This window comes from Arachidicoccus ginsenosidivorans, from assembly GCF_007971385.1.
Lineage (GTDB): Bacteria > Bacteroidota > Bacteroidia > Chitinophagales > Chitinophagaceae > Arachidicoccus > Arachidicoccus ginsenosidivorans.
On the sequence record NZ_CP042434.1, the window covers coordinates 997336 to 1021779 of the forward strand.

The following is a 24444-nucleotide window of genomic DNA, read 5'->3' on the forward strand; positions in this document are numbered from 1 at the left end:
CGGTAAATCCGGTAAGCCCCTTAGACTGCCGGTTTAAAGATTATTTCTCTTCTGCCGGCAGTTTTTTATGGATTTCACTAATCAGTTCCGCTACAAGGGCTGTCCAGCCAGTCTGGTGACTGGCGCCAAGCCCCCTGCCGGTATCGCCATTAAAATATTCATAGAAGAGTACCAGGTCATTATTTTCAGGCCTGTCATAAAACCAGTCATATTGACTGCCATTTAATTTTCTACGACCGTTTTCGTCTCTTACAAAAAGGCTGATGACTCTTTTTGTAAGCTCTGTAGCAACTTCCAAAAGGTTTAACTGATGGCCGGATCCGGTTGGATATTCTACCTTCAGGCTGTCTTGATAGAACCGGCCATATTGCAGGATGCTGCGAATGAGTAAATAGTTAATCGGTATCCAGATCGGGCCGCGCCAGTTGCTGTTACCGCCAAAAAAGTCAGAAGTCGCATCCCCCGGGTCGTATTGAATCCTATAAACAACACCATTTACGGTCACTTCATAAGGGTGATCCTTGTGGTATTTTGAGAGACCTCTGATTCCGCCCTCACTTAAAAACTCCGTTTCACTTAAGATGCGCTCCAGTAAAAACACCAGCCTTTCTTTGGGTATTAGTGAGATCAGAATCTTGTCACTACCTTGTTTTTCCTCATTGGGCCAGAATTTACCATTTTCCTTTCTATAGGTTTCAAACCAGGAGATCCGTTTGGTAAAATCTTTCAGGTTTTTGAGTGCCGGTTTTCGGATCACGGAAGCCGCAAATAGCGTGGTAAGCCCGACAATGCTCTGAATCCTCAGATGCAAGGGATCACCACTTTTGGAGGCTAAGACGTCATAATAGAACCGGTCTTCCTCATTCCACAAGCCTAGTTCATTCAGCGATTCTGCAATTAATACAAAATGCTCAAAGAACTTGGTAGCCGTATCTTCAAAGGAGGGGTCATATAAGGATATTTCCAGGGCAATGTCCATCATATTTAAGGCATACATCCCCATCCAGCTGGTTCCATCTGCCTGCTCTAGTTTCATTTCACTGTGCAGGGGCATATTGCGGTTAAAGGCGCCGATATTATCAAGGCCCAAAAAGCCGCCTTCAAATATATTTTTCCCATTGGGATCCTTTCTGTTGATCCACCAGGTAAAATTGATCAGTAATTTATGGAAGACTTTTTTCAGAAAATTAATATCCCCCGGACCACTACCCTTTTGTTTTTTTTCAATCTGATAGATTTCCAGAGCAGACCAGGCCTGCAGTGGCGGATTCACATCGCTGAAGCTCCATTCATAGGCCGGAAGCTGCCCGTCTGGTTTCATATACCATTCCCGCATGATAAGGGAGAGCTGATGCTTGGCAAATACGACGTCTATTCTGGCCAGTGCAATACACTGAAAGGCCAGATCCCAGGCGGCATACCAGGGATATTCCCATTTATCAGGCATCAGGATGATATCCTGATTTTTAATATGTTGCCAGTCCCAGTTCCTGCCATGAGCGCGGACTTCGTTATTATGCGCAATCCCGTCACCAAACTGGATCCATTTTTCTATATCATAATGATAATATTGTTTATTCCAGAGCAGTCCGGCAAAGGCCTGGCGCTGGATATTGATCGCATCCTTAGACAGGTCTTTGGGTAGTACGGCCTGGTAAAAAGCGTCTGCCTCTTGTTCTCTTAACTTAAATATATAACTGGCGCCTTGTTCAAAGGGATCTTCCATGGCTTTACTGGACAACCTAAGAAACAGTACACGTTCTTCTGCCGGCGCTAGTGTCCAGTGATAAACCGGGGAAAATTTAGTACCGGAAATCTGCGCTGCGAGTTCGGCTTTATCCGTGCCATGGATGACGGCTTCCTGGATGGCATCTTTGGTAAAAGCTGTTTGATTGGGTTTACCAAAGAGCTTCTCAAAATTGGTTTCATTTTCTGTAAAATACTGTTCATCAGCCGCTGGATAGTATAAATAATAATCTCCCAGTCTCTCATGGGTAGCCTTTACAACACCTGTCTTTTCCATTGACATAGAAGGCTTTATACTTCCTGGCTCACTCTGCCACCGGTTATAAAACCAAAGTGTTGGCAAAATGGTTAAAGGGGCAGTGTTCTTTGAGCGATTTTTAACGGTAATTCTAATACCGATATCTGTTTTGTCGTATTTAGCATAACAGATATCTACATCAAAATAATTATTATCATTAAAGACCCCGGTATCCAGGATCTCATACTCTTCATCCAGCGCAGTACGCTTTTTATTTTCTTCCAGTAACTGATCATAGGGAAAAGCGGCCTGCGGGTATTTATATAAATACCGCATAAAATAATGGGAAGGAATATTATCCAGGTAATAATAAAGCTCTTTTACGTCTTCGCCGTGATTGCCATCATAATTGCCCAGTCCAAATAGTCTTTCTTTTAATATACCATCCACCCCGTTCCAAAGACCTATAGCAAAGCATAGATTCTGGAACATATCAGAAATACCGGCAATGCCATCCTCACCCCACCTGTATGCCCTGCTATCAGCATGTGAAAAGGGAAAATAGTTCCAGGCGTCCCCGTTTTCACTGTAATCCTCTCTAACTGTTCCCCATTGTCTCTCTGCCAAATAAGGTCCCCATTTTTCTAGCGGCACCTCTGTTTTGGCGTTTGATAATAATCTTTGCTGCTCAGCGGTCATTGTAATAATGTTTTCTTCTATTTATTCAGGGGCGAAGATAGCCACTATTGCTGGCTTTTGGTGGTCCAATTTTGCACAAATAGCCAACAACTGTTTGAATAGGAACACCTGCCACATACTAAAAAAATGCCTGATTTATCTTAATTTGTGGCCCAAATGCAAGCAAAGAAACGTACACAAAAGGCGAAAATGCGCAAATCTGGAAAAGATCAGCGCCCTTATCTTAAAACAAGGTCCGGTAAATGTCTAATTGCGTTATTGCTGTTTTGTATACTACTCTCGATGTTATCCAGGTTTCCTGCGTTCATTGAACATTATTATGCGCTAGGGCTTTATCCTGTTATTGCAGGCGGGCTTAGAATCAGCTTTGGCTGGCTGCCTTTTAGCCTGGGGGACTTACTATATACCCTTCTGGGCATTTTTATGCTTTGGCGACTCATCCGCTTTATCAGGATCCTGGTGAAAAGAAGATGGTCCAAACCGTACGGTTTTAAATCTCTATATACAGTGCTTTGGACCGGAGGGATTATTTATGCACTTTTTTATCTTTTCTGGGGCCTGAATTACAGCCGGCTGGGCATTGCGAACCAACTAGGGCTAAGCGTCACTAAGGATTATAACACCGAGGAGCTGCAGTCACTCACGCAAAATCTACTCAAAAAGACCAATCAGGACCGGCGCAGGCTCGGCAGCCCCATTGAACTACCCAATGCCAAAACCCTTTTTAATGGCGCCGTACAGGCCTATCAGCAAATAGACAAAAAATATTCATTTCTCGCATACCGGCATCGCAGCATTAAAGTCCCCATCTACAATGCACTGGGAGGTTACCTGCAATATACAGGCTATTACAATCCTTTTACAGGAGAAGCCCAGGTCAATACGGCGCTTCCTGGCATTTTACTGCCTTATGTAACCTGCCATGAAATGGCGCATCAATTAGGGTACGCTTCAGAAGATGAAGCCAATTTTGTTGGTTTTCTGGCGGCCACCGCCAGTCCGGACCCTTTATTTCAGTATTCGACTCATCTGGAGCTCTTTCGGTATGCCAATAGTGAACTTTGGTATCGGGATTCTAATATGGCCAGAAGTAATTACAAACAGTTGGATACACTGGTCAAGCAAGATCTGACTCATTTACAGGCATTTTTTGAGGCCCACGAAAATCCTATTGGCAGGTTTACCACGAAAATCTACGGACTCTTTCTAAAGGCCAACCAACAGCCACAAGGACTGGACACCTATGATCAGGTGACAGCCTGGTTATTGGCCTATCAAAAGAAATTTAAAAAATAGACTGGTTCTGGATAAATAAATGGAAATAATCTCAAAAATTAATTAATAATAACAGAAGTCAATCTGTGCTCACCTCTCCTCTCCTCAAAAGGAGGTCCTTCCTACTTTTGACTACTAAAAGCTAAAACGGTCCATAGGTGTATTTACTACCTTTATATTTTAAATCGGTCAACCACCTTTGCTCATGGCTAACAATCCAACCATTTCTGATAATGAATGAGACCAAAATCCTCTTTCTTGGCATGGTTTAGAAACGAAAATTAAGCTATTTTTCTTCGTATCAACCTTCCCCACCCTTGAATTTTTCGCTTACCATCACATCTGATAAGCAGCACCTTAACAATTATAAAGCTTTCATTTGGGTCGAACTAAAATAAAACAAAACTACAATTTTATTCAAAAATTACTAATATTTTTATAATTGCGTTTTTTTACCTATCTTTGCATTTTAATTACCCTTTTTCAGTAATAATATTATATATTTGCCATGGAAATATTTTTTGCCACCAAGAAATTACAAAAAGAACTTGAAAATTTAAACACATTAAAAAAAGCCTTTGGCACTAATGCAAAAAGAATTTCCAAAAGATTGGACGACATTCGTGCATCACGGAATCTAGCAACTTTAGTCTTATTGCAGGGGGCAAATTGCCATTTGTTAATAGGTAATAAAAAGGGCCAATGGGCCATTCAGATATCAGGTAACTTACGCTTGACTTTTAGAATCCACAATACCCCAATACCTCTTTTACCAAATGGGGCAATTGATTTAGAGCAAATCACAGAAATTGAAATTATAAACATCATTGATTATCACTAATTAAGATAAAAAATATATGACAACGAAACAAAAACTACAGAATGAAATTGAATTCCTCTCCCCGCCCGGAGATACGATAAGCGAAATATTAGACAGTTTAAATATGAGTCAAGTTGAGCTTGCCGACAGAATCGGTAAAACGCCCTCAAAAGTCAATGATATCATTTCTGGAAAGGAGCCAATTACCACTAACACTGCCTTTAAATTAGAATTAGTACTAGCGATGCCTGCTCATTTTTGGCTAAATAGAGAAATGCTTTACAGGGAGAAGTTGTATAGAATTCAGCAGGAGGCAACCATGTTGGAAAATATCCAATGGGTCAAACAACATCCCATAAAAGAATTAATAAGATATGGATATTTGAAAAATGGAAATAAAGATGCTAAAATGATAAAAGAATTATTGCAATTTTATAGTGTAGCCTCTCCACAACAATGGCAAAACATATATGTAAAAGAGTTTGCACTTACGGATTTTAGAAAAAGTAGTTCCTATAAAACCTCTACTGCCAGTATAGCAACATGGCTTCGTCTAGGAGAAATAGGCTTCAGAAAATTGGATTTACCGAAGTACAATAAAAATGATTTTAAATTTGCGCTAGAGAAAATTCGGGTATTGGTTAAAGAATCCCCTGCAGATTTTGCGCTTAAATTAAAGGAAATAGCAGCTGGAGCTGGTGTTGCTGTTGTATACACACCCAATTTACCCAAAGCTCCTATAAGCGGAGCAAGCAGATGGATAGGTTCGAATCCTCTTATTCAATTAACAGACCGGTATAAGAGTAATGATAAGTTTTGGTTCACTTTTTTTCATGAAGCAGGCCATATTTTACTTCATGGGAAAAAATATATAAATTTAGAGGAAATTAATACATCAAAATTCAATATTGAAAAGGAACAGCAAGCTAATTTGTTTGCTGAAAAATGGTTGCTCCCAGCTAATTTTACAAAAGACTTGCCTAAAAAAATCACAGAAAATGCAATTAAGGATATAGCTATAAAATATAAAACGCATCCTGCAATCGTAATAAGTCGTCTTCAGAATCTTAAAATAATTGCTCATTCATTTGGAAATGGCTTCAAGGAGAGAATTTCTTTGGTAAATATGATCACTAATCCAGCTCTTCATTAGCCCTGTTGCATTGTGCGCCATTATTTTAAAAAATATCATTATACTTCTATTGGCGACTTAATGGCTGGCCATTTTTCTCTACACGCCTGTCCTGCCCTGATATGGCGGGCACGTAGAATTTCTGATTTATAGCAGGAAATCAGCACCTGCCCTATAGACTCCTTATCGGTAGCCGCCAGATCAAAACGTGCTCCTGGTAACAATTCTCTTGATGCGGGTGTATCTGGCGCCACAATCAAGGTCTCCAGACAAGCAGCAGCCAGCTGAATATCCAGGCACCTGTCCTGAAAATCAGGCGTCACCACTGCATAAGCCGACCGGATCCAGCCATATAAGTTTTTTGTATCCAGATCAGTAAGCAAATGCACATCCTGCTTATAAAAATAGGTATCGATCTTTTCTTGAAAATCAGCACTTTGATTTAAGGACGCTGATATTAATAATGCCAGTTGCATGGAACTTCTTTGCCACTTTTTAAAATGGGAGAAAGCCTTCAAATATTCAATAATGGTCGGCTCTTCACGACCACGACCATCAAGCAGAAAATAAGCTGCATCACCGGTATGTTGCTGTTTAAATTGCTCCATCCGTTCGTCGGTATACAAATCAGGATCCAGCCACTTGATTTCAGGAAAGGGAATCCAGCTGCTGACACTCAAGAGCGGTTGCTTAGCAGATATCGTTTTTATTGCCTCAACAGCCAAGTCGCTATAACTGATAATCTTATCTGCCATAGCCAATTCAGAAAGATTTTTTTGCTGCTTTTTAATCTGGGCTGCTTTAGCATCAGCGGGTAGCTGCAAATTATTGAGCGCTGCCACAAAGCGCCACTGAGTTGCACCTTTTGGATTTTTTAAAACGGGCAGATCCTGGCCAAGGTAATAAATACTTTGTGGAAGTAGTTGTCTTACCAAAGCTGGGAAGTTCACCTTTTCCCACAGGCCTTTTTTGATGCTGTAGGCCTGAGGCAGTTCAATAAGCAGTAGGGAGAGGTTGGTCTCGGCAGCTATTTTTTGATAACTAACCTCCTGAAAACCTATTACCTTACAGTTGCCTTTGGGTTGATACAACTCAATAATGGCATTATATATGTAATGCAGATATGGAAATTTCTCTAGTGTATCCCGGTGAAATAAGACAAGTGCGGTTTTCATGGGTGCAAAGTTAAATATCCATTTAAATTTCAAGGGCTATTTTTTCAGTTGGGTTTCAAACCCTACTTTTGGATTCACTTAACAAAATGATTATTAATGAAAAGATCTCTAGGTTTGCTGATCATGATCCTTGGTGTGGCTGTATCGGTCAGCGCCCAGCAAATCAAACATGCGCCCCCCATAGATGGGTATAAATATATCAAAACCGATGACCCCGACCACAATTTTGGCGATATTACCTATGGCACGCCCGTAGAATATCCCATTAAAATGGTCAATATCAGTCAAGATACGCTTAGACTCACAAATATTGTTGTCAGTTGTGGCTGCACCACACCTGTTTACACAAAAGGTGTCTATGCGCCCGGTGATACTATTGCCATGAAAGTGGGTTTTAATGGGCACGCAGATGGCAATTTTAATAAAACCCTGAGCGTACTATTTCAGGCGCCGGCCGGTCAATTTGTGACCATTCTCAGATTCAGGGGCAAAGGCGTCTTAAAACAATAAACGATTCTAAATTGGGCGATCAACTACCACTGCTGTGGATATTCAGGGCTTTATAGTTAACAATGTGGCAAAACAGTTTGGATCAGCCATTAAACCTTACTTAAGCTATATTATCTAAGTAATCGGTATCCAGTTTTCGCATTTAATTTATAATCAATAATTTATACTAATTTAAATATAAAACATCCCATCTAAAACTAAAAAAATGAAAAAACTATTGTCGCTGGCATTTTTATTACTGGTAGGCGTAACCTTCTGTTTGGCCCAAGACACAACAAAACAGACAGCGGTTAAAGAAGCCAAGTTTAATGAGTTAAAGCATCATTTTGGAGATATTACACAAGGCAAACCTGTTACAACTAAATTCACCTTTGATAATGTGGGCAAAAAGCCCTTGATTATTGAAACGGCTGTTGCTTCCTGTGGCTGTACAACACCTACCTACCCTAAACAACCAGTACTTCCGGGCAAAACCGGAACCATTGCCGTGACATTTAATGCCGAGGCAAACGGCGTATTTACTAAAATGGTAACGGTAAAATTTGCGGGATATGACCGTCCGGTATTACTGGTTATTGATGGTACCGTAAAGTAAGGCTGAACAACTAACGAAAATTCGTTTGTAAAATACCGGAGGACTGATAATCAGTGCCCGGTATTTTTTTGTGTCTTCCTTAAATGGATTTTGGAGAGAAAATGCATGATAAGTCCTCAAAATGATGTTTTTTTGCAAAACGAAATTTATAAGCATGTCTTCAACTTCTCAACCCGCTCTATTATTATTAGCTGACGGAACGATTTTTCATGGAAAAGCTTTTGGTAAAATTGGTACTGCAACAGGCGAGATCTGTTTCAACACAGGTATGACTGGTTATCAGGAAGTATTTACCGATCCCAGTTATTATGGTCAGATTCTGATCATGAATAATGTCCACATTGGTAATTATGGTACCAAAGCCGAGGATGTGGAAAGTGATACCGTTAAGATTAAGGGCCTGATCGGCCGTAACCTGGAAAACAATTATTCCCGTTACCAGGCAGATAAATCACTGGAGGAATACCTTGTTTTGAATAACATTGTCTCCATCGCAGATATCGATACACGTGCCCTGGTTACCCATATCCGCAATAAAGGAGCAATGAATTGTCTGATCTCCTCTGATAATGATAATATTGAACAGCTGCAAAAACAACTGGCAGCCGTCCCGGATATGGAAGGCTTGGATTTAACTTCTGAAGTAACCACAAAAGAAGAATATGAATTGGGTGACCCAAATGCAGCATTAAGAGTAGCGGTACTTGATTTTGGGATCAAAAGAAATATCCTGAAGAATTTAACCGACAGGGGCGCTTTTGTCAGAGTGCACCCCGCACATACATCTTTGGAAAGACTAAAAGAATTTAATCCAACCGGTTATTTCCTGTCTAATGGCCCTGGTGATCCGGCAGCCACTGCCTACGGCGTTGAGATCGTAAAATCCATCCTAAATGAACAGATGCCTGTTTTTGGTATCTGTATGGGCCACCAGCTACTGGCTTTGGCTAATGGTGTACCTACCTACAAAATGCACGCTGGTCACAGAGGATTGAATCATCCGGTCAGAAATACCATTACCGGACTTAGCGAAATCAGCACCCAAAATCATGGTTTTGCAGTGGATGCAGAAAAAATAAAGGAAAACAAAGCACTCGAAGTTACCCATATCAATCTAAATGACGGATCTATTGAAGGGTTCAGGATGATTGGCAGACCAGTATTCAGTGTGCAATACCATCCTGAGGCGACGCCTGGCCCTCATGACAGCCGTTATCTGTTTGATGATTTTATAAATGCCATGCAATCATTTAAGCCAGCTGAAGCAACCGCCTGATATTGGTTATAAAATAAATTGTTCAATCAATAAGCTACTGCCGGATCAAATAATTTTTGATCCGGCTTTTTTACTCAAAAACCTGATAATTTTTGATCCAATGGAGTTCAGTCAAATTATTCAGCACACAGCGCTGGTTCAAAAAGCCGCAGACTTTGCCAGGATTTCTCTTGAAAGTGCCGAAGGCGGCCATGACTGGCAGCATATTAGGCGTGTTGTTGTCAATGCCAATAATATTGCTACTACGGAACCTTGCAATAAAGAAATCGTTCTGCTGGGTGCATTACTACACGATATTGCAGACAGTAAGTTTCATGGCGGCGATGAAACAATCGGCCCTGAAACTGCCCGTGGATTCCTTATAGCAGAGGGTGCCTTAGAAGATTTGACAGAAGCTGTCGTAAACATCGTCGCTCATATTTCCTATAAGGGAGGCCAGGTAAGTAGTTTTTATTCACCAGAGCTGGCCATTGTCCGGGATGCGGATAGGTTGGACGCCATTGGCGCCATCGGCATCGCCCGGGCATTTAATTATGGCGGTTTTAAAAACCGCAAGCTGTTTGATCCGGAAATCCCACCAGTTGAGTACCCGACAAAGGAAGCTTATAAGTCCAGTACAGCACCTACGATCAATCATTTTTATGAGAAGCTGCTCAAATTAAAGGATTTGATGCATACGGATACCGGAAGAAGGCTGGCGGAAGATCGCCATCAGTATATGCTTGGATTCTTAGAACAGTTTTTTCAGGAAGTAGGATTTGAGGGATTTAGTGAAGTTAAGTAGGTCGGTTTTAGCTTTTGCCTTTAACCGCTGCTTTCTAATTACCACTGGCAGAGATTTTATCCAATTTTCTTAAAATCCTGCGCAACCTATAAATTTTTGGGTAAATTCACAGCAAAATAAAACATCAAAAGAAATTACCCCCATGATGCAAATCGCAATAATCAATGGGCCCAATTTAAATCTGTTGGGTACCCGTGAGCCTACCATTTACGGAGACACCAGTTTTGAGGCCTATTATAAGGCTTTACAGGCTAGATTTCCAGATGTCCAGTTTCATTACTATCAATCCAATGTAGAAGGCGAATTAATTAATGAACTGCAGCGCGTAGGATTTGACTATGACGGTATATTAATCAATCCAGGTGGGTACACCCATACTTCAGTTGCACTTGGCGACTGTATTGCCTCCATTACCACCCCGGTGATTGAAGTACATATCAGCAATATTCATAGCAGAGAAGCTTTCAGGCAAATATCCCACGTTTCTGCTAAATGTAGGGGAACCATTGCCGGACTGGGCCTGGAAGGCTACGCCCTGGGAACGCAGTTTTTTATAGATAATGCCGCCCCCAGGGAGAAAAAAGTTTGATGGTAGGATAATTATACCCGCCTAGGCCATTGTGGCAGCGTCTCTATTTTGCACTGTTTTTTTCAAAAAAACGGTGCAAAAAGAGCATTTGATAATTAATGGCGTTGTTCCAGTAGTCCCAATTGTGCTGACCGGGGCGTTCTGCATAGTCATGATCTATTTTCAGGTTGGTTAGTTTTAGATGGAGTGCCCTGTTGACGCCCAAAAAGAAATCTCCGGTTCCGCATTCAAAGCTCAGGGCTAGATCTCCGTTATTTAAAGTCCCGGCCAGATACTCGGCCGTATGGCGCTGCCAACGCTCCTTATTCTGGTCATAAGGGCCTAACACTTTTGCAATATCCCAGTTCTTGGGAAAAGGGGTAAAATCCACACCACCACTCATGGAAACGGCGGCGCCAAAGAAGTCCTTGTGAAGTATTGCCAGATATAACGCTCCATGTCCCCCCATACTTAAACCGCCAAGTGCTCTGAACTTACGGTCTTTTTTGGTCCTGTAATGACTGTCCACATAAGCAGGAACTTCTTTACTCACAAAGGTCTCAAATTTGACGGTGCTATCTATCGGACTATCAAAATACCAGCTATTGAAATTACCATCCGGGCAAATGCCGATAATATGATACTGATCCACACATTTGATAAAATCCGGTGCATGCTTAACCCAGTTGGCATAATTACCACTGTATCCATGAAGCAGGTACAGGACCGGATAAGACTGATCGGCTTTGTTATACCCCTCCGGTAAGACAACGACACATTTTATATCTCTATTCATAGCCGCACTATGGATCAGCACAGTATCCACTTTAGCGGCAAAACACAGGCTGATACTCAATAACAGGCCACCTGCTATACTTAGTAATTTTTTCATGAAAACATTGTTTGTTTTTGTTCAGTGATGACTGAAAGTAATAAAAAAAGCAACATATCACAAGAGGAGATGTTGCTTTAAATGCGTTTGTAGCGTGCCTATAAGGTCTTACGCTTTTTTTGCGGCTGCTTTTTTAGACTGTGCTGGTCTGGCAGGGCGTACCTTACCGTAAGAGCCCAAGAAGATTTTACCTTTCTTTGATTTTTTATCGCCTCTTCCCATTATTTTTCTTGATTTAAATGTTTATTACTGCTGCAAAAATGCGTAAAATTTTGCTAGCATCCAGTAAAAACAGGGAAAATTTCTGGATCTCGGTCATAATACTTGAAATTCAGGGGCCAGAAAGCTTGGTGAGGGCCTCTATTACCTGCAAAAATGCCTTTTAGCAGGGCCGGATCATGACCAGAACTGCCGTTATTTCCAGATTCATGCTCAATTTGGTATCCCTGCTATAAAACAAAGAGGCTGCGCTACAAAATGTAATCATACCATACCTTAAGGTCAGTTGTTACATAATGAAGCGCAGCCTTGCTAAGTTGGAAGCTTTTTTAAGCTTCAGACCTGTCAGCCTCGCTGCCAGGCAGCAGGGCAGGACAAAAATCATTAGATTTTTGCAGACAATTCTTTACCGGCTTTAAAACGAGCTACTTTTTTAGCTTTGATTTTTAATGGAGCACCAGTCTGAGGATTACGTCCTGTACGTGCTGCACGCTTGGTAACAGAGAAAGTACCAAAACCAACCAAAGTTACTTTGTCGCCAGATTTTAATGTTTTCTGTACGGTAGTAGTGAAAGAGTCCAGTGCTGCGTTTGCCTGTGTTTTAGTAATATCGGCGTCTGCTGCGATTTTAGCTACTAATTCAGCTTTGTTCATAGTTTTATATTTTTTGAGTTAATAACAGAAACAAATTTATTAGCTTTTCGCATATAACAAAATATTTTTTTTACTTTTTGGCTTTTATCTTTCCCGCCCAACTGCCCAATTGACAAAGGTTCTGGAAAAATGGGGCCGATCAGATGCAATGCAAAAATACGTAGCATAACACTAAAACCCTTTATTTATCAATGTTTCAGAGGATCAGTCCCCTGAAACCTGCGCAATATAGGGTACTCAGCAATATACAATTCTTTTAAAATCTACAAAATTTCTTTTTAATTGTTCACATTTAATGCACAATCTCCATTAAGGTCGAAAAACTGAGCATTTTCTCGCCCCAACTGGCCTTTTGCTGCTTGCTAAAAGTGGCCTCATGTACGACTTTAAAGGCGTTATAATCGGCCTTACTCTCTGCAAAAAGCTGCAATGCATAGGTTGGTCCGTCACTTTCATCCACTTCTCTTAGCCGCAGCAGCTGATGGTTGGTAAACTTACCGGTTTTCAAAATAGCGGGGATATGTACTTCATGCATCCATTCCAGCCATGAATCATGGATTTCTGTAGCGACCTTAATGGTAATATTATAAATATACATTTCAGTATTCGTTAGGTTTATATTAAGGGCTATTGTTGTAATAGCCCTTGTTTTGAATGGTTTGAAAGGATTTGGATTTGTTTGAATGATGATGGATGATGATGATAGATGCTTAATGGCTGCAGAGAGGACCGTCCTGCTCCCTCCTCCCCTTGCCTATTTAGCACTTACATCCGCAATTTCCATATAAATCGGGCAATGGTCACTATGTTTCACGTCCGGATAGATTTCTGCGGCGGTAATTCTTTCGTGCAGGCCGCTGGTCACACTGATATAATCAATGCGCCAGCCCTTGTTATTGAGCCTGACGGAAGGAAAACGCTGACTCCACCAGCTATAGGCACCGGTTCTGTCGGGATGAATATGGCGAAAACTGTCTACAAAGCCATTTTCAAAGAATTTATCCATCCAGGCACGCTCCTCTGGCAAGAAGCCTGAAGACTTTTTGTTCCCCTTGGGATCATGGATATCGATCTCCCGGTGGCATATATTATAATCCCCGGTAAGGATCAGATTTGGCCGGATTTTACGCAGCTCGCTTAGATACGCCAGCAACTCATCCAACCACTGATACTTATAAGTTTGCCGCAGATCTCCCGATGTACCGGAGGGGAAATAGGCATTAATCAGGGTAAAGTCCTTATAATCCAGCCGGATACAGCGGCCCTCAAAATCACTTTGTTCAATACCATTGCCATAGAATACTTCCTGAGGCTGCTCTTTAGTAAAGACCGCTACCCCACTATAGCCTTTTTTTTGTGCAGAGAACCAATAGACATGGTATCCTAATTTTTCTATCAGGGTCAGGTCAATGTCTGTTGACTGGGCCTTGGTTTCCTGAATACAGATAATATCAGCCGGATCAGTAGCGAGATAGTCTAAAAAGCCTTTTTTGATGGCAGCTCTGATTCCGTTAAGGTTATATGAAATGATGCGCATAACAAAAAATATTTTGACGCAAGGTAATTAAGGTTTTTTACTTTCGCGGTGGTTATCCATTGTCACTTTCAGTTTTTGTATTTAATTTGCTGAGACAATGGGCGCTACACGCCGGCTGGTGGCCGGGTGTCCATTTAACTTTAATATTAATAACCCCTCGCGTTGAAAAAAAATATTGCCTTGGTCACCGGCGGATTTACAGGCGAATCCGTTATCAGCTATCAGAGCGCCGAAAATGTGCGCAACAATCTGGATCTGACGCTGTTCAATGTTTACACCATTGATATCAGACAAGATGATTGGACCTATACAGATAAACAAGGCCAGATTCAATCAGTGAATAAAGCTGATTTTTCCATCCTTGAAGGCTCAGGTAAGGTAAGATTTGATAAAGTTTTTTATGTATCCACGGTAGTCCGGGGGAAGATGGTCGTCTTCCGGCCTATTTTGAGCTCATTGGTCTGCCCTTTACTGGCTGCAGCAGCGCCGTAGCCGCCCTTACTATGAATAAGTACCATACGGTTCTGGTGGCTAGGGCTGCTGGTGTCCGTACGGCTGCCTCGTATCTGGCCATCAAGGGAGCGCCTGTGGACATGGAGCGGATCAGCCAATTAAACTTTCCAGTTTTCGTGAAGCCCAATGACCAGGGGTCCAGTATCGCTATGTCTAAGATAAATAACCTCGATGAGGCGGCTATTTTGCAGGCACTGGACAAAGGATTTTCAGTCAGTGGTCAGGTACTCGTTGAGACTTATATTCCCGGCAGAGAATTTACCATAGGCGTTATGCGGGATGCAACTGGCACGGTTATTAGTCTTCCCATGACTGAAATTATTTTAAAAAAAGGCCGGGAAATGTTTGATTTTGAGGCCAAATATAATGGCGAGACTGGCGAGATCACACCTGCAGAGGCGACCCAGGAAATGACGGACCTGGTGGCTGCAGCGGGCAAAATGGTATATAAAGCCCTGGGCTGCAGCGGTATCGTTAGAATAGATTTTATTTGGCATGAAACAGAAAACCAGCCTTACTTATTGGAAGTCAATACGATCCCTGGTCAAACAAAGGAAAGTCTCGTACCCAAGCAGGTAGCAGCCAAAGGTTGGTCATTAAAAGATTTCTATACAGAATTAATATTGGCTAAATAGATTAAAAACCGTAAAATTGTACACGTGGATAACACAAAAAATATAAAGTCCATTCTACTGAATCTGGTCATCATCATCGCTTTGTCGCTGCTGATTCTTTTTATATTCTTTTTCTCCTTAAAGAGCATAACAAGGCATGGGGAGGCCATTAGTGTTCCCGATGTAACCGGCATGCCTTCCAGTCAGGCCATGGCTAAAATCACCGCCATGGGGTTGCAACCTGTGGTATTGGATACCGTATTTTTTGATACCCTGGCGCCACTCAGCATCGTCTCTCAGACACCGGCCAGTGCGGCTAAAGTAAAAGAAGATCATATTATTTATCTCACGGTCAATAGAGCCGTCCCGCCAACCATTCAGATGCCCAACCTGGTAGGCTATTCCCTCAATAGTGCCACATTACTTCTTAAAAGCTTCGGTCTGCACCTGGGAACGCATAGCTATACGGCTAATTTGGTGAAAGATGCCGTTGTGAAGCAGATGATGGGCGACAGTGAAATTGTGGCGGGCACCAGAATCCCAATGGGTACCACCATTGACCTTGTTATAGGGGATGGCTCAGGTAGTCAGATGATGAGTGTCCCTGATATTATTGGGATGCAACTTAGTGAGGCTAAGGATTATATAAGCTCCATGAACTGTTCTATCGGTGCCGTAACCCTGATATAGATGTGCAGCATGCAGACAGTGCTTATATTTATAAACAGGATCCGGCTTCCACCATTATCAACGAGCAGGGACAGACTGGTCATGTCAGAATGAAAATCGGTGGCACCATCGATGTCTGGGTAAGCAGCAAGCCTCCAGTTCCCGGAGCCACACCCGGTGCTACGGGACCTGAGCCAGCAAGCGGCGCTGCAGCACCGGTTAGAAGTACTCAACCAGCCACCTCAACCCCCAAATAAGCTGTATGAACCAATGAATGCGTAATATTCAATCTAAATTAAATAAATAATTCAAAAATAAAGGGCTTTGCATCCGCTTAAATAATAAAGGGGCAAAGTCCTTCTCGATAAAGTAGAAGGCGGAGGATATTTTTAGGATCAACTTAAAATCAATAAAAAAAGTAAATTATAATGGAACAGATAAGCGTAAATGAACTCAAACAAAGACTCGATAGTGGTGAAAATGTGCACCTGCTGGATGTCAGGGAAGACAGCGAAAGAGCTGAATTTAATATAGGCGGGAAACATATCCCGCTTGGCCGAATCCAAATGTTTGAATTAGAGGACTTGGAAGAGTGGAAAGATAAACAAATCGTTGTTTATTGCCGAAGTGGAAAACGTAGTGGACTTGCCACCATGATGCTTGGGCAGGCTGGTTTTGAGCAGGTATTAAACCTGGAAGGTGGCATGCTTAAATGGGTAGAAACTTATGGAACACAGCTCTGATAATTTGCTTTCAAATTAAAAGGTAAAAATTCTGTAATTTTTTATAAATAGTGCACAATAATAGGTCTTGATTGCTATTAATGGCGTACCTTAACCTAAGAATGAAAACGAGGAAAATAGGGGCAATTTGGTACAGTTTTGCCCAATTTATTTCTTGTTTATTTAATCACAGTTAAACGCATATGCTATGAACGTAAACATTCAGACCGTGCATTTTGTCGCAGATCAGAAGCTTACTGATTATGTTGCCAAAAAAGTAGAAAAGCTAACGACTTTTCACGACAAGATCATTAAGGTAGATGTCTTTTTGAAGCTGGATAATGTTGTACACAACATTAAGGATAAGATCGTCGAAATCAACGTGCATGTCCCAAAACATAAATTCTTTATAAAGTCCTGCTCTAAATCTTTTGAAGAATCCTTTGATATCGCCCTGGATTCAATGGCCAATCAGGTAAAACGTCATAAGGAAAAATTAGCCGCCGCCTAACAGGTGACGCGTTTCACGAAAAAAGATATAGTAGTAAACATACAACCGGAAAGGATCGTAGTTGCGATCCTTTCTCTTTTAATAGGGTAATAGCACCCCACTCCCGTTTGGTCCAAACAGCTCGTTTCGTTTGAAAGCTGGTTCAGAGCGGCATTTTTACGGCGATTCTAATACCCTGAAATGCAGACAGATCGCGGCTTCCAATAAATTCTTTCAAATGGGCCTAAAAAAACAATATAAAAATTTTGAAAAGTAAAAGATTATCCTAACTTTGCAATCCCAAAATAAGGGAATAGATCTTTCACAAGCCGCTTTAGCTCAGTTGGTAGAGCAACTGATTTGTAATCAGTAGGTCGCTGGTTCGACTCCGGCAAGCGGCTCATTTTTCAGATAATGAGTCTTTAAACAAGCAAGTTATTAGGGCAGGTTCCAGAGCGGCCAAATGGGGCGGACTGTAAATCCGCTGTCTTTCGACTTCAGTGGTTCGAATCCACTCCTGCCCACTAAAAAGTTTAAAGACTTATTATTTTAAAAGCGGAAGTAGCTCAATTGGTAGAGCGATAGCCTTCCAAGCTATAGGTTGCGGGTTCGACCCTCGTCTTCCGCTCAAAGAGAGTTCAAAAAGCCATATCCTTCAAGGCAATCAGTATAGAATAGCCAGGGGTTGGTCCCATGGCTCAATAACTTTCCAATTATTAAAAAGCTGTTGTAGCTCAGGGGTAGAGCACTTCCTTGGTAAGGAAGAGGTCGTGAGTTCAATTCTCATCAACAGCTCTACTATAATAGGATTGAAGAATTTATGCTATTATTGTATGTTTAATCGTAAATATTAATATACATTTGCACGAAATTTAAACTTTTTTATAAAATCTGGTCTGTGGTCATGCGACTGTGGACCGTTGCATTGTAAAACCACAACAAAAAACCGATTTAAAATGTCAAAAGAGACCTTTAAGAGGGAGAAACCCCACGTAAACATTGGTACCATTGGTCACGTTGACCACGGTAAAACCACTTTAACAGCAGCCATCACTACAATCCTGTCTTCACAGGGTCTGGCTCAGATTAGAAACTATGACGATATCGACGGAGCTCCTGAAGAAAAAGAGCGCGGTATCACTATTAACACCGCTCACGTTGAGTATCAGACTAAAACGCGTCACTACGCACACGTTGACTGTCCAGGCCACGCTGACTATGTAAAGAACATGATTACTGGTGCTGCCCAGATGGATGGCGCTATTCTGGTTGTGGCTTCTACAGACGGTCCTATGCCTCAAACTAAAGAGCACATCCTGTTAGCTCGTCAGGTAGGTGTACCTAGAATCGTCGTATTCATGAACAAAGTTGACCTGGTTGACGATCCTGAATTGTTAGATCTGGTTGAAATGGAAATCCGTGAATTATTAAGCTCTTATGGATTTGATGGCGACAATACCCCAATCATCAAAGGTTCTGCTACAGGCGCACTGGCTGGTGAAGAAAAATGGGTTGCTGCAATCAATGAACTGATGGCTGCAGTTGATGATTATATTCCACTGCCTCCACGTCCGGTAGATCTGCCGTTCCTGATGTCAGTTGAAGACGTATTCACTATCACTGGTCGTGGTACTGTTGCTACAGGCCGTATCGAACGTGGTATCATCAAAGTTGGTGAACCCGTTGAAATCGTCGGTCTGATCGATACGCCTTTACAGTCAACTTGTACTGGTGTTGAAATGTTTAAGAAAATTCTGGACGAAGGTCAGGCTGGTGACAACGCTGGTATCCTGCTTCGTGGTATTGAAAAGAAAGATATCCGTCGTGGTATGGTTATTTGTAAACCAAAATCCATCACTCCACACACTGAATTCAAATGTGAAGTATACGTACTGAGCAAAGAAGAAGGTGGACGTCACACTCCTTTCTTTACTAAATATCGTCCTCAGTTCTACTTCCGTACAACAGACGTTACTGGTGAAGTAACTTTACCTGAAGGTACTGAAATGGTAATGCCAGGTGATAACGTAAGCATTTCTGTAAAACTGATCATGCCTATCGCAATGGAAAAGGATTGAAATTCGCTATCCGTGAAGGTGGACGTACAGTTGGTGCGGGTCAGGTTACTGAAATCATCAAATAAGCAGTATCTAACTAGTTCTTTAGTTTAGACACAATATAAAACCAATTAGCTAATTGGCCTCTTCGCTAATTAGCTAATTGTTTCTACGGGCATGGTGCAACGGTAGCATACGGGTCTCCAAAACCTTTGATCTGGGTTCGAATCCTAGTGCCCGTGCAAAATTGGTGAATAATTTGAACTTAGTGGTGAGTTTTCACGACGAGTTCAAATTATTTTCATATAATTGCACTTCATTATTATCATTAAAATGAGTAAAGTAACCTCCTATTTAAAGGAATCTTACGAGGAGTTAATGCATAAAGTAACCTGGCCAACCTGGTCCGAGTTACAGCAATCTACTGCTATCGTATTGGTATCCACTGTTTTAATCACAGCAGTTGTGTGGTTAATGGATGCTGCCAGCAGTTCAGTGCTTAAATTCATCTATTCTCTCTTCAAGTAATATTCACCCTTAAGGAATTAAAAGCCATGGTAACCGAAGAAAATGTAAACCCACAAAATAACGCCGCCAGCGAGGAGTCTCAGGAAGAGAACACCAAATGGTACGTTTTGCGGGTGGTGAGCGGAAAAGAAAAGAAAATCAAGGAATATTTGGACAAAGACATTATCCGTAATGACTGGTCTGAAATCATAAAGCAGGTTTTCTTACCCATGGAAAAGATCTGGTACGTACAGAAGGGTAAGAAGGTGATGCGTGAAAAGAACTATTACCCTGGATATGTGATGATTGAGGTCGCTAAAGGTAAATTAACAGATGATATTGTACAGCACGTAAGCGGCATTACCAATATCATGCACTTCTTAACAGACGGAAAGGGCAGCAAAGGAAATATTATCTCGCTGCGCCGCTCAGAAGTCAACAAAATGTTAGGTAAGGTAGACGAAATGAACGATCAGGGTGAAATCATCAATGAACCATTTATTGTCGGAGAAACTATTAAGATTATTGAAGGGCCATTTAATGACTTTAACGGGGTTATTGAAGAAATCAATGACGAAAAGAAGAAATTAAAGGTTACTGTAAAGATATTCGGCCGTTCTACACCAGTGGAACTGAGCTATGTTCAGGTAGAAAAGGTACTGTAAGGTCTGACCTTCAACGTTTTTTGCCGTTATTAGCAGCACTAACTGCGTATAAAGCACTAAAAAACAGTCTGAACTGAGTTTAATCCCTCAGTTTCAGACTGTTTTTAATTAGGGCCCACTTTGTGGCCCCCTATCTTTGATTACATTCTGATGACCTTGTGTTTATATACTTGTTTACAGGTATCCTTTCGACGTTATAACCAAACCATAAAGTTTGACTACTGGCTGTCAGGCTACCGGTTTACCCCTTCTATTTAGGATTGGCGACATAGCTTCTGATAAACCAAGCCCATTCTTCATGGCGCTGTAATATGCCGGTTATAAAATCAGCACTTCCCGCATCCTTAAATTTCTCATCAAAATCATCGATGTCGTTTCTTAGATAGCGGATAATGGTCTCATGGTCACTAAGCAGGTTTTCCAGTTGAACACTCTGGTCGTTGGTATATTCTCCTTCCAATAAATGCGCTTGTTTTAGGAAGTCTTCCATACGCCCCTGAGCATAATGGCCGATTTTTCTGATCCTTTCTGCAATCTGATCAATTACTTCTGCCAGTTCACTGTAAAGACGTTCGTAGAAAAGATGCATCTCCATAAAATTGGATCCTTCCACATTCCAGTGATAATTACGGGTCTTCGCATAAAGTACCTGCTCATCAGCCAGGAGTTGTTGTAGCTTATTGGCGACTGATTGTGCATGGGCGGGTGTGATGCCGATTTCTACGGTAGTGGCTACTTTGGTCTTTTTTAGTTTTGCGCCGGTGGCGGCTTTGAGTTTTCCGTTTTTCATAATGATTGTTTTTAATTGCCCCACTTTTACAGCCTTGGCCCATTAGGGAAGGAAATTTAGAAGTAATGGCGCCTGGGCTTTGTTAGGGCTACTTTCGTTTTAAGGTTTAAATTAAATGTTGGTTAACTGCTTCAATATAGGCATTGACTCCTTCCTTCCTATAAAGTTAGATCAGGTGAGCCGGTCTTCCAATTATGTAAGGTTAAGATATTGATAGAATTTAGTAAAGAACCTGCATTAGAGCCATAATAAATGCCAGCTAAACCTAGCCAAAATTAGTCCAAGTGGGTTTCTACAGATTGAATGCTTTACCTTTGTCTGGCTTTTGCCTGCGTTTACAGGCCATAATTTGTCTACAAATCATGCTAAAAGATACCCCAACCATTCATATAACCGTCCTGGATATGGACGAGACTTATACCATTGCCGCTTATCCTGGCCAATACAGAAGCCTGATGATAATGCTTTACGATCAGATTTATCTGGAAGATTTTGGTGAGTGCCTGGGAATGGGCAGGTGTGCCACCTGCGCCATTTCCATTCAGTCCTCAAAAACAGCACTGACTCAATTTAACCGCAATGAACGGGTCACGCTTTCTAAAGAGGGGATTATGGATCCTGACATCCACCTTTCCTGCCAGATCGTGGTAGATGAAAGCCTGGATGGAGCGGTGATTAGAATCTACCATCCAGATTATTGATAAAATCCTTTCATTGTCCATTGTTCATTGGCCATCGGCACAACCGTACAAAGCCTGATAGTGGCATTATTGGCTTTTCTTATTTAAATGGATCAGAACTTCTGCCCAAAATATTTATGAATCAATCCTCTTGCATATAGATCTGGATTGGGCTCAAGATGTAGTTTTTCAAATAATTGTATCGAGAGGGTTTTATCTGCCCTGTAATGCACTCCTTTATCTACTAAGGAACAATTAGCCTTACGTCCTGATAAATCCTCAAAATGGCGAACTATATTATAAATAGGGATATCGACTGGATGGATCAGATATAGCACCTGACCTATAAAGCCCATTTCTATGGCTGAAGCGGCCATTTTGGCCAAATCATCCACATCAATCAGGTTACGGCTGGTGCCAGTCCACACCTCAAATGGCGTTGCTTTTATCAGGTTATCAAAAATAAAATTCATCAGATTCCCAGGCTGCCGACTGTTACCTACTACATTGGATGTCCGGATGATCAAATACCGCGGGGCCATTTGCGCTACCAGCTTTTCCATATGCAGTTTATGTTCCAGGTAAGGCGTATTTTTTTCAGGATTTTGGTCATCAATGCTATAGGAGCTGATATAGACAAAAATCTTGTCAGCATGGAGCGCAATCTGCTTTTCAATCAGCTGCCGTTCTCTTTGTCTTTCTGCCGGATCTGCCCCCTTTAAATTGGAGAGTCCGGAAGCCGCATACAACACGTCTTTTCTATTTACTGCTTTTAAGGCTGTTGCGATCATCCCGTTACCTAGTACCATGTTTTATTGCCTGTTTATATGTGTGTTTAATCGTTTGTTTAATTGTCTAAGCCCTTTAAGGCCCTAAAATTAAGAACCCTTCCGTGATTTCCCGAATTCCTTATTATCTTTGCGCACTATGAGTCAGAATCTTTCAGAACAAGAAATTATCCGCAGAGAAAAATTAAAAGCACTGGAGGCCGCGGGCATCCAGGCATATCCCGCTGCGCTTTACCCTGTAACCCATTATTCTCAGGACATCAAATCTGTTTTCACTGAGGAAAATAAAGAGGATTTTGCTGAGGTCACGTTAGCTGGCAGGGTCATGAGTATCAATGATAAAGGCAAAGTATTCTTTATCAAGATCCAGGATAGTAAGGGAATTATTCAACTATACGTAAAAAGGGACGAAATCTGTCCTGAAGAAGATAAAACATTTTGGAATCTGGTTGTTAAAGGATTGGATTTGGGTGATTTTCTAGGTGTCAAAGGGTTTGTATTTGTTACCCGGACCGGAGAGACTTCCATCCATGCCAAAGAACTGACGCTGCTCGCGAAGTCCCTCAAACCCCTTCCGGTGGTTAAAAGAGATGAATCCGGGCATGTCTTTGATGCGGTGTCTGACCCGGAATTTCGTTACCGGCAACGGTATGCGGATCTGGTCATCAATCCAGAGGTAAAAGATACCTTTATCAAGCGAACAAAGATTATCAATACCATTCGTGAGTTCCTGAATACCCAAGGAGCACTAGAAGTGGATACCCCTGTGTTGCAAGCAATTCCAGGCGGCGCCGCCGCCAGACCTTTTGCAACGCATCATAATGCACTGGATATCCCATTTTACTTACGTATCGCCAATGAACTTTACCTGAAAAGACTTATAGTTGGTGGTTTTGACTGGGTTTATGAATTTAGTAGAAACTTCAGAAATGAAGGAATGGACCGGACACATAATCCAGAATTCACGGTACTGGAATGGTATACCGCCTATAAGGATTATATCTGGATGATGGAAACTACAGAGCAACTGATGGAAAAGCTGGCCATCACCATCCACGGCACTACTGATGTGCCTGTGGGGGATAAAACCATCAGCTTTAAAGCGCCATTTAAAAGAATTTCCATTTTTGATGCCATTAAGGAAAATACGGGCATAGATATCAGTGAAAAGGATGAAGCTGGTCTCAGGGAAGTGTGCCAGCAATTAAAAATTGAGGTTGCACCCAATATTGGTAAAGGCAAATTAATTGACGAGATCTTTGGTGAAACCGCAGAACATACCTACACGCAGCCTACTTTTATCATTGACTATCCTGTGGAGATGTCACCACTTACCAAAAAGCACCGTGAAAAACAAGGGCTGGTGGAAAGGTTTGAATTAATGGTAAATGGTAAGGAAATTGCCAATGCATACAGCGAGCTGAACGATCCTATTGATCAAAGAGAGCGTTTTGAAGAGCAGGTAAAATTAATGGAAAGAGGTGATGATGAGGCCATGTTTATCGATCAGGACTTCTTAAGAGCGCTGGAATATGGCATGCCGCCTACCAGCGGCATTGGCATAGGCATTGACCGGTTGGTAATGCTACTGACAAATCAAGTATCCATCCAGGATGTGCTGCTGTTTCCACAAATGCGTCCGGAAAAACAGGATTAAAAGAATTCTCTTAATAGACATAATAAAGCCCCGCAATGCGGGGCTTTATTATGTCTAACCGATTAGCATTTTATCTTTCTCAGTCAATTATTCGGTCACAAATATGACCAGTATCATGCTGACGATATCACAAATTAAAAAAAGCAACATACTGATTTTAATTTTTCTATTT

General features: G+C 41.5%; 27 protein-coding genes, 5 tRNA genes and 1 pseudogene. 24 read left to right on the plus strand and 9 right to left on the minus strand.

Annotated elements, in window-relative coordinates; translation table 11 throughout:
* Positions 1–40: 40 nt before the first annotated feature.
* Positions 41–2683 (minus strand): MGH1-like glycoside hydrolase domain-containing protein, encoded by a 2643-nt coding sequence (locus FSB73_RS03920; protein ID WP_146780214.1) that lies wholly within the window; start codon positions 2681–2683, stop codon positions 41–43.
* 156 nt (positions 2684–2839) lie between these two features.
* Between FSB73_RS03920 and FSB73_RS03925 the strand changes: the two genes are divergently transcribed.
* The 3 genes from FSB73_RS03925 to FSB73_RS03935 all read left to right on the plus strand — a co-directional run bounded on the left by FSB73_RS03925 (position 2840) and on the right by FSB73_RS03935 (position 5931).
* Positions 2840–3979 carry a DUF3810 domain-containing protein gene (locus FSB73_RS03925; protein ID WP_146780215.1) on the plus strand — a complete coding sequence of 380 codons (1140 nt, stop codon included), beginning with the start codon at positions 2840–2842 and terminating at the stop codon, positions 3977–3979.
* Positions 3980–4466: 487 nt separating this feature from the next.
* The gene (locus FSB73_RS03930) at positions 4467–4799 is read left to right on the plus strand and encodes a type II toxin-antitoxin system RelE/ParE family toxin (protein WP_146780216.1); all 333 of its coding nucleotides are present in this window, start codon (positions 4467–4469) and stop codon (positions 4797–4799) included.
* Positions 4800–4815: 16 nt separating this feature from the next.
* Entirely contained in the window at positions 4816–5931 is a 1116-nt protein-coding gene (locus FSB73_RS03935; RefSeq protein WP_146780217.1) for an ImmA/IrrE family metallo-endopeptidase, read from the plus strand.
* A gap of 38 nt (positions 5932–5969) precedes the next feature.
* Here the strand turns inward: FSB73_RS03935 and FSB73_RS03940 are convergent, their stop codons facing one another.
* A complete protein-coding gene (locus FSB73_RS03940) occupies positions 5970–7085 on the minus strand; it encodes a hypothetical protein (RefSeq protein ID WP_146780218.1) in 1116 nt (371 codons plus the stop codon).
* Between the two features lie 96 nt (positions 7086–7181).
* On the opposite strand from FSB73_RS03940, the gene FSB73_RS03945 reads away from it, so the two are divergent.
* The 5 genes from FSB73_RS03945 to FSB73_RS03965 all read left to right on the plus strand — a co-directional run bounded on the left by FSB73_RS03945 (position 7182) and on the right by FSB73_RS03965 (position 10839).
* Positions 7182–7595 (plus strand): DUF1573 domain-containing protein, encoded by a 414-nt coding sequence (locus FSB73_RS03945; protein ID WP_146780219.1) that lies wholly within the window; start codon positions 7182–7184, stop codon positions 7593–7595.
* Between the two features lie 205 nt (positions 7596–7800).
* Positions 7801–8190 carry a DUF1573 domain-containing protein gene (locus FSB73_RS03950; protein ID WP_146780220.1) on the plus strand — a complete coding sequence of 130 codons (390 nt, stop codon included), beginning with the start codon at positions 7801–7803 and terminating at the stop codon, positions 8188–8190.
* 154 nt (positions 8191–8344) lie between these two features.
* Entirely contained in the window at positions 8345–9466 is a 1122-nt protein-coding gene (carA, locus tag FSB73_RS03955) for a glutamine-hydrolyzing carbamoyl-phosphate synthase small subunit (RefSeq protein WP_146780221.1), read from the plus strand.
* A gap of 100 nt (positions 9467–9566) precedes the next feature.
* Positions 9567–10250, plus strand: coding sequence for an HD domain-containing protein (locus FSB73_RS03960; protein ID WP_146780222.1), 684 nt, complete (start codon positions 9567–9569; stop codon positions 10248–10250).
* Positions 10251–10392: 142 nt separating this feature from the next.
* Entirely contained in the window at positions 10393–10839 is a 447-nt protein-coding gene (locus FSB73_RS03965) for a type II 3-dehydroquinate dehydratase (RefSeq protein WP_146780223.1), read from the plus strand.
* 43 nt (positions 10840–10882) lie between these two features.
* Here FSB73_RS03965 and FSB73_RS03970 read toward each other — a convergent pair whose 3' ends face one another.
* The 5 genes from FSB73_RS03970 to FSB73_RS03990 form a co-directional block, all read right to left on the minus strand.
* The gene (locus tag FSB73_RS03970; protein WP_146780224.1) at positions 10883–11710 is read right to left on the minus strand and encodes an alpha/beta hydrolase; all 828 of its coding nucleotides are present in this window, start codon (positions 11708–11710) and stop codon (positions 10883–10885) included.
* Between the two features lie 108 nt (positions 11711–11818).
* Positions 11819–11932, minus strand: coding sequence for a 30S ribosomal protein THX (locus FSB73_RS03975; protein WP_146780225.1), 114 nt, complete (start codon positions 11930–11932; stop codon positions 11819–11821).
* Between the two features lie 381 nt (positions 11933–12313).
* Positions 12314–12583: an HU family DNA-binding protein gene (locus FSB73_RS03980; protein WP_091401164.1), complete on the minus strand. Its 270-nt coding sequence runs from the start codon at positions 12581–12583 to the stop codon at positions 12314–12316.
* A 292-nt stretch (positions 12584–12875) separates the two neighbouring features.
* Positions 12876–13181, minus strand: coding sequence for a DUF4286 family protein (locus FSB73_RS03985; protein WP_146780226.1), 306 nt, complete (start codon positions 13179–13181; stop codon positions 12876–12878).
* A 156-nt stretch (positions 13182–13337) separates the two neighbouring features.
* Entirely contained in the window at positions 13338–14120 is a 783-nt protein-coding gene (locus FSB73_RS03990; protein WP_146780227.1) for an exodeoxyribonuclease III, read from the minus strand.
* Between the two features lie 162 nt (positions 14121–14282).
* On the opposite strand from FSB73_RS03990, the gene FSB73_RS03995 reads away from it, so the two are divergent.
* The 14 genes and pseudogenes from FSB73_RS03995 (at position 14283) to nusG (ending at position 20357) form a co-directional block, all read left to right on the plus strand.
* Entirely contained in the window at positions 14283–14612 is a 330-nt protein-coding gene (locus FSB73_RS03995) for a D-alanine--D-alanine ligase (protein ID WP_146780228.1), read from the plus strand.
* 11 nt (positions 14613–14623) lie between these two features.
* Positions 14624–15268, plus strand: a complete 645-nt coding sequence (locus FSB73_RS04000) for a D-alanine--D-alanine ligase family protein (RefSeq protein WP_146780229.1) — start codon at positions 14624–14626, stop codon at positions 15266–15268.
* A 24-nt stretch (positions 15269–15292) separates the two neighbouring features.
* A complete protein-coding gene (locus tag FSB73_RS04005) occupies positions 15293–15937 on the plus strand; it encodes a PASTA domain-containing protein (RefSeq protein ID WP_146780230.1) in 645 nt (214 codons plus the stop codon).
* Positions 15938–15939: 2 nt separating this feature from the next.
* Positions 15940–16173: a hypothetical protein gene (locus FSB73_RS04010; RefSeq protein WP_146780231.1), complete on the plus strand. Its 234-nt coding sequence runs from the start codon at positions 15940–15942 to the stop codon at positions 16171–16173.
* A 171-nt stretch (positions 16174–16344) separates the two neighbouring features.
* Entirely contained in the window at positions 16345–16659 is a 315-nt protein-coding gene (locus FSB73_RS04015; protein ID WP_146780232.1) for a rhodanese-like domain-containing protein, read from the plus strand.
* A gap of 187 nt (positions 16660–16846) precedes the next feature.
* Positions 16847–17149, plus strand: a complete 303-nt coding sequence (hpf, locus tag FSB73_RS04020; RefSeq protein ID WP_146780233.1) for a ribosome hibernation-promoting factor, HPF/YfiA family — start codon at positions 16847–16849, stop codon at positions 17147–17149.
* Positions 17150–17456: 307 nt separating this feature from the next.
* Positions 17457–17529, plus strand: a tRNA-Thr gene (locus FSB73_RS04025).
* A 40-nt stretch (positions 17530–17569) separates the two neighbouring features.
* Positions 17570–17652: transfer RNA gene (locus tag FSB73_RS04030), tRNA-Tyr, on the plus strand.
* 31 nt (positions 17653–17683) lie between these two features.
* Positions 17684–17756, plus strand: a tRNA-Gly gene (locus FSB73_RS04035).
* A 95-nt stretch (positions 17757–17851) separates the two neighbouring features.
* A tRNA-Thr gene (locus tag FSB73_RS04040) sits at positions 17852–17923 on the plus strand.
* A 161-nt stretch (positions 17924–18084) separates the two neighbouring features.
* Positions 18085–19271 (plus strand): annotated as a pseudogene (tuf, locus tag FSB73_RS04045) (elongation factor Tu).
* 85 nt (positions 19272–19356) lie between these two features.
* A tRNA-Trp gene (locus FSB73_RS04050) sits at positions 19357–19427 on the plus strand.
* A 91-nt stretch (positions 19428–19518) separates the two neighbouring features.
* Complete coding sequence (secE, locus tag FSB73_RS04055) at positions 19519–19713, plus strand: preprotein translocase subunit SecE (RefSeq protein ID WP_146780234.1); 195 nt, start codon at positions 19519–19521, stop codon at positions 19711–19713.
* A 26-nt stretch (positions 19714–19739) separates the two neighbouring features.
* The gene (nusG, locus tag FSB73_RS04060) at positions 19740–20357 is read left to right on the plus strand and encodes a transcription termination/antitermination protein NusG (RefSeq protein WP_146780235.1); all 618 of its coding nucleotides are present in this window, start codon (positions 19740–19742) and stop codon (positions 20355–20357) included.
* A gap of 250 nt (positions 20358–20607) precedes the next feature.
* Here nusG and FSB73_RS04065 read toward each other — a convergent pair whose 3' ends face one another.
* Positions 20608–21147, minus strand: coding sequence for a Dps family protein (locus tag FSB73_RS04065; RefSeq protein WP_146780236.1), 540 nt, complete (start codon positions 21145–21147; stop codon positions 20608–20610).
* Positions 21148–21509: 362 nt separating this feature from the next.
* Here FSB73_RS04065 and FSB73_RS04070 point away from each other — a divergent pair, with 362 nt between their 5' ends.
* Positions 21510–21848 carry a ferredoxin gene (locus FSB73_RS04070; RefSeq protein ID WP_146780237.1) on the plus strand — a complete coding sequence of 113 codons (339 nt, stop codon included), beginning with the start codon at positions 21510–21512 and terminating at the stop codon, positions 21846–21848.
* A gap of 92 nt (positions 21849–21940) precedes the next feature.
* On the opposite strand, the gene FSB73_RS04075 is transcribed toward FSB73_RS04070, so the two are convergent.
* On the minus strand, positions 21941–22636 hold the full coding sequence (locus tag FSB73_RS04075; RefSeq protein WP_146780238.1) for an NAD-dependent epimerase/dehydratase family protein: 696 nt from the start codon (positions 22634–22636) through the stop codon (positions 21941–21943).
* A gap of 118 nt (positions 22637–22754) precedes the next feature.
* On the opposite strand from FSB73_RS04075, the gene lysS reads away from it, so the two are divergent.
* A complete protein-coding gene (lysS, locus tag FSB73_RS04080; RefSeq protein ID WP_146780239.1) occupies positions 22755–24272 on the plus strand; it encodes a lysine--tRNA ligase in 1518 nt (505 codons plus the stop codon).
* Positions 24273–24444: the final 172 nt, after the last annotated feature.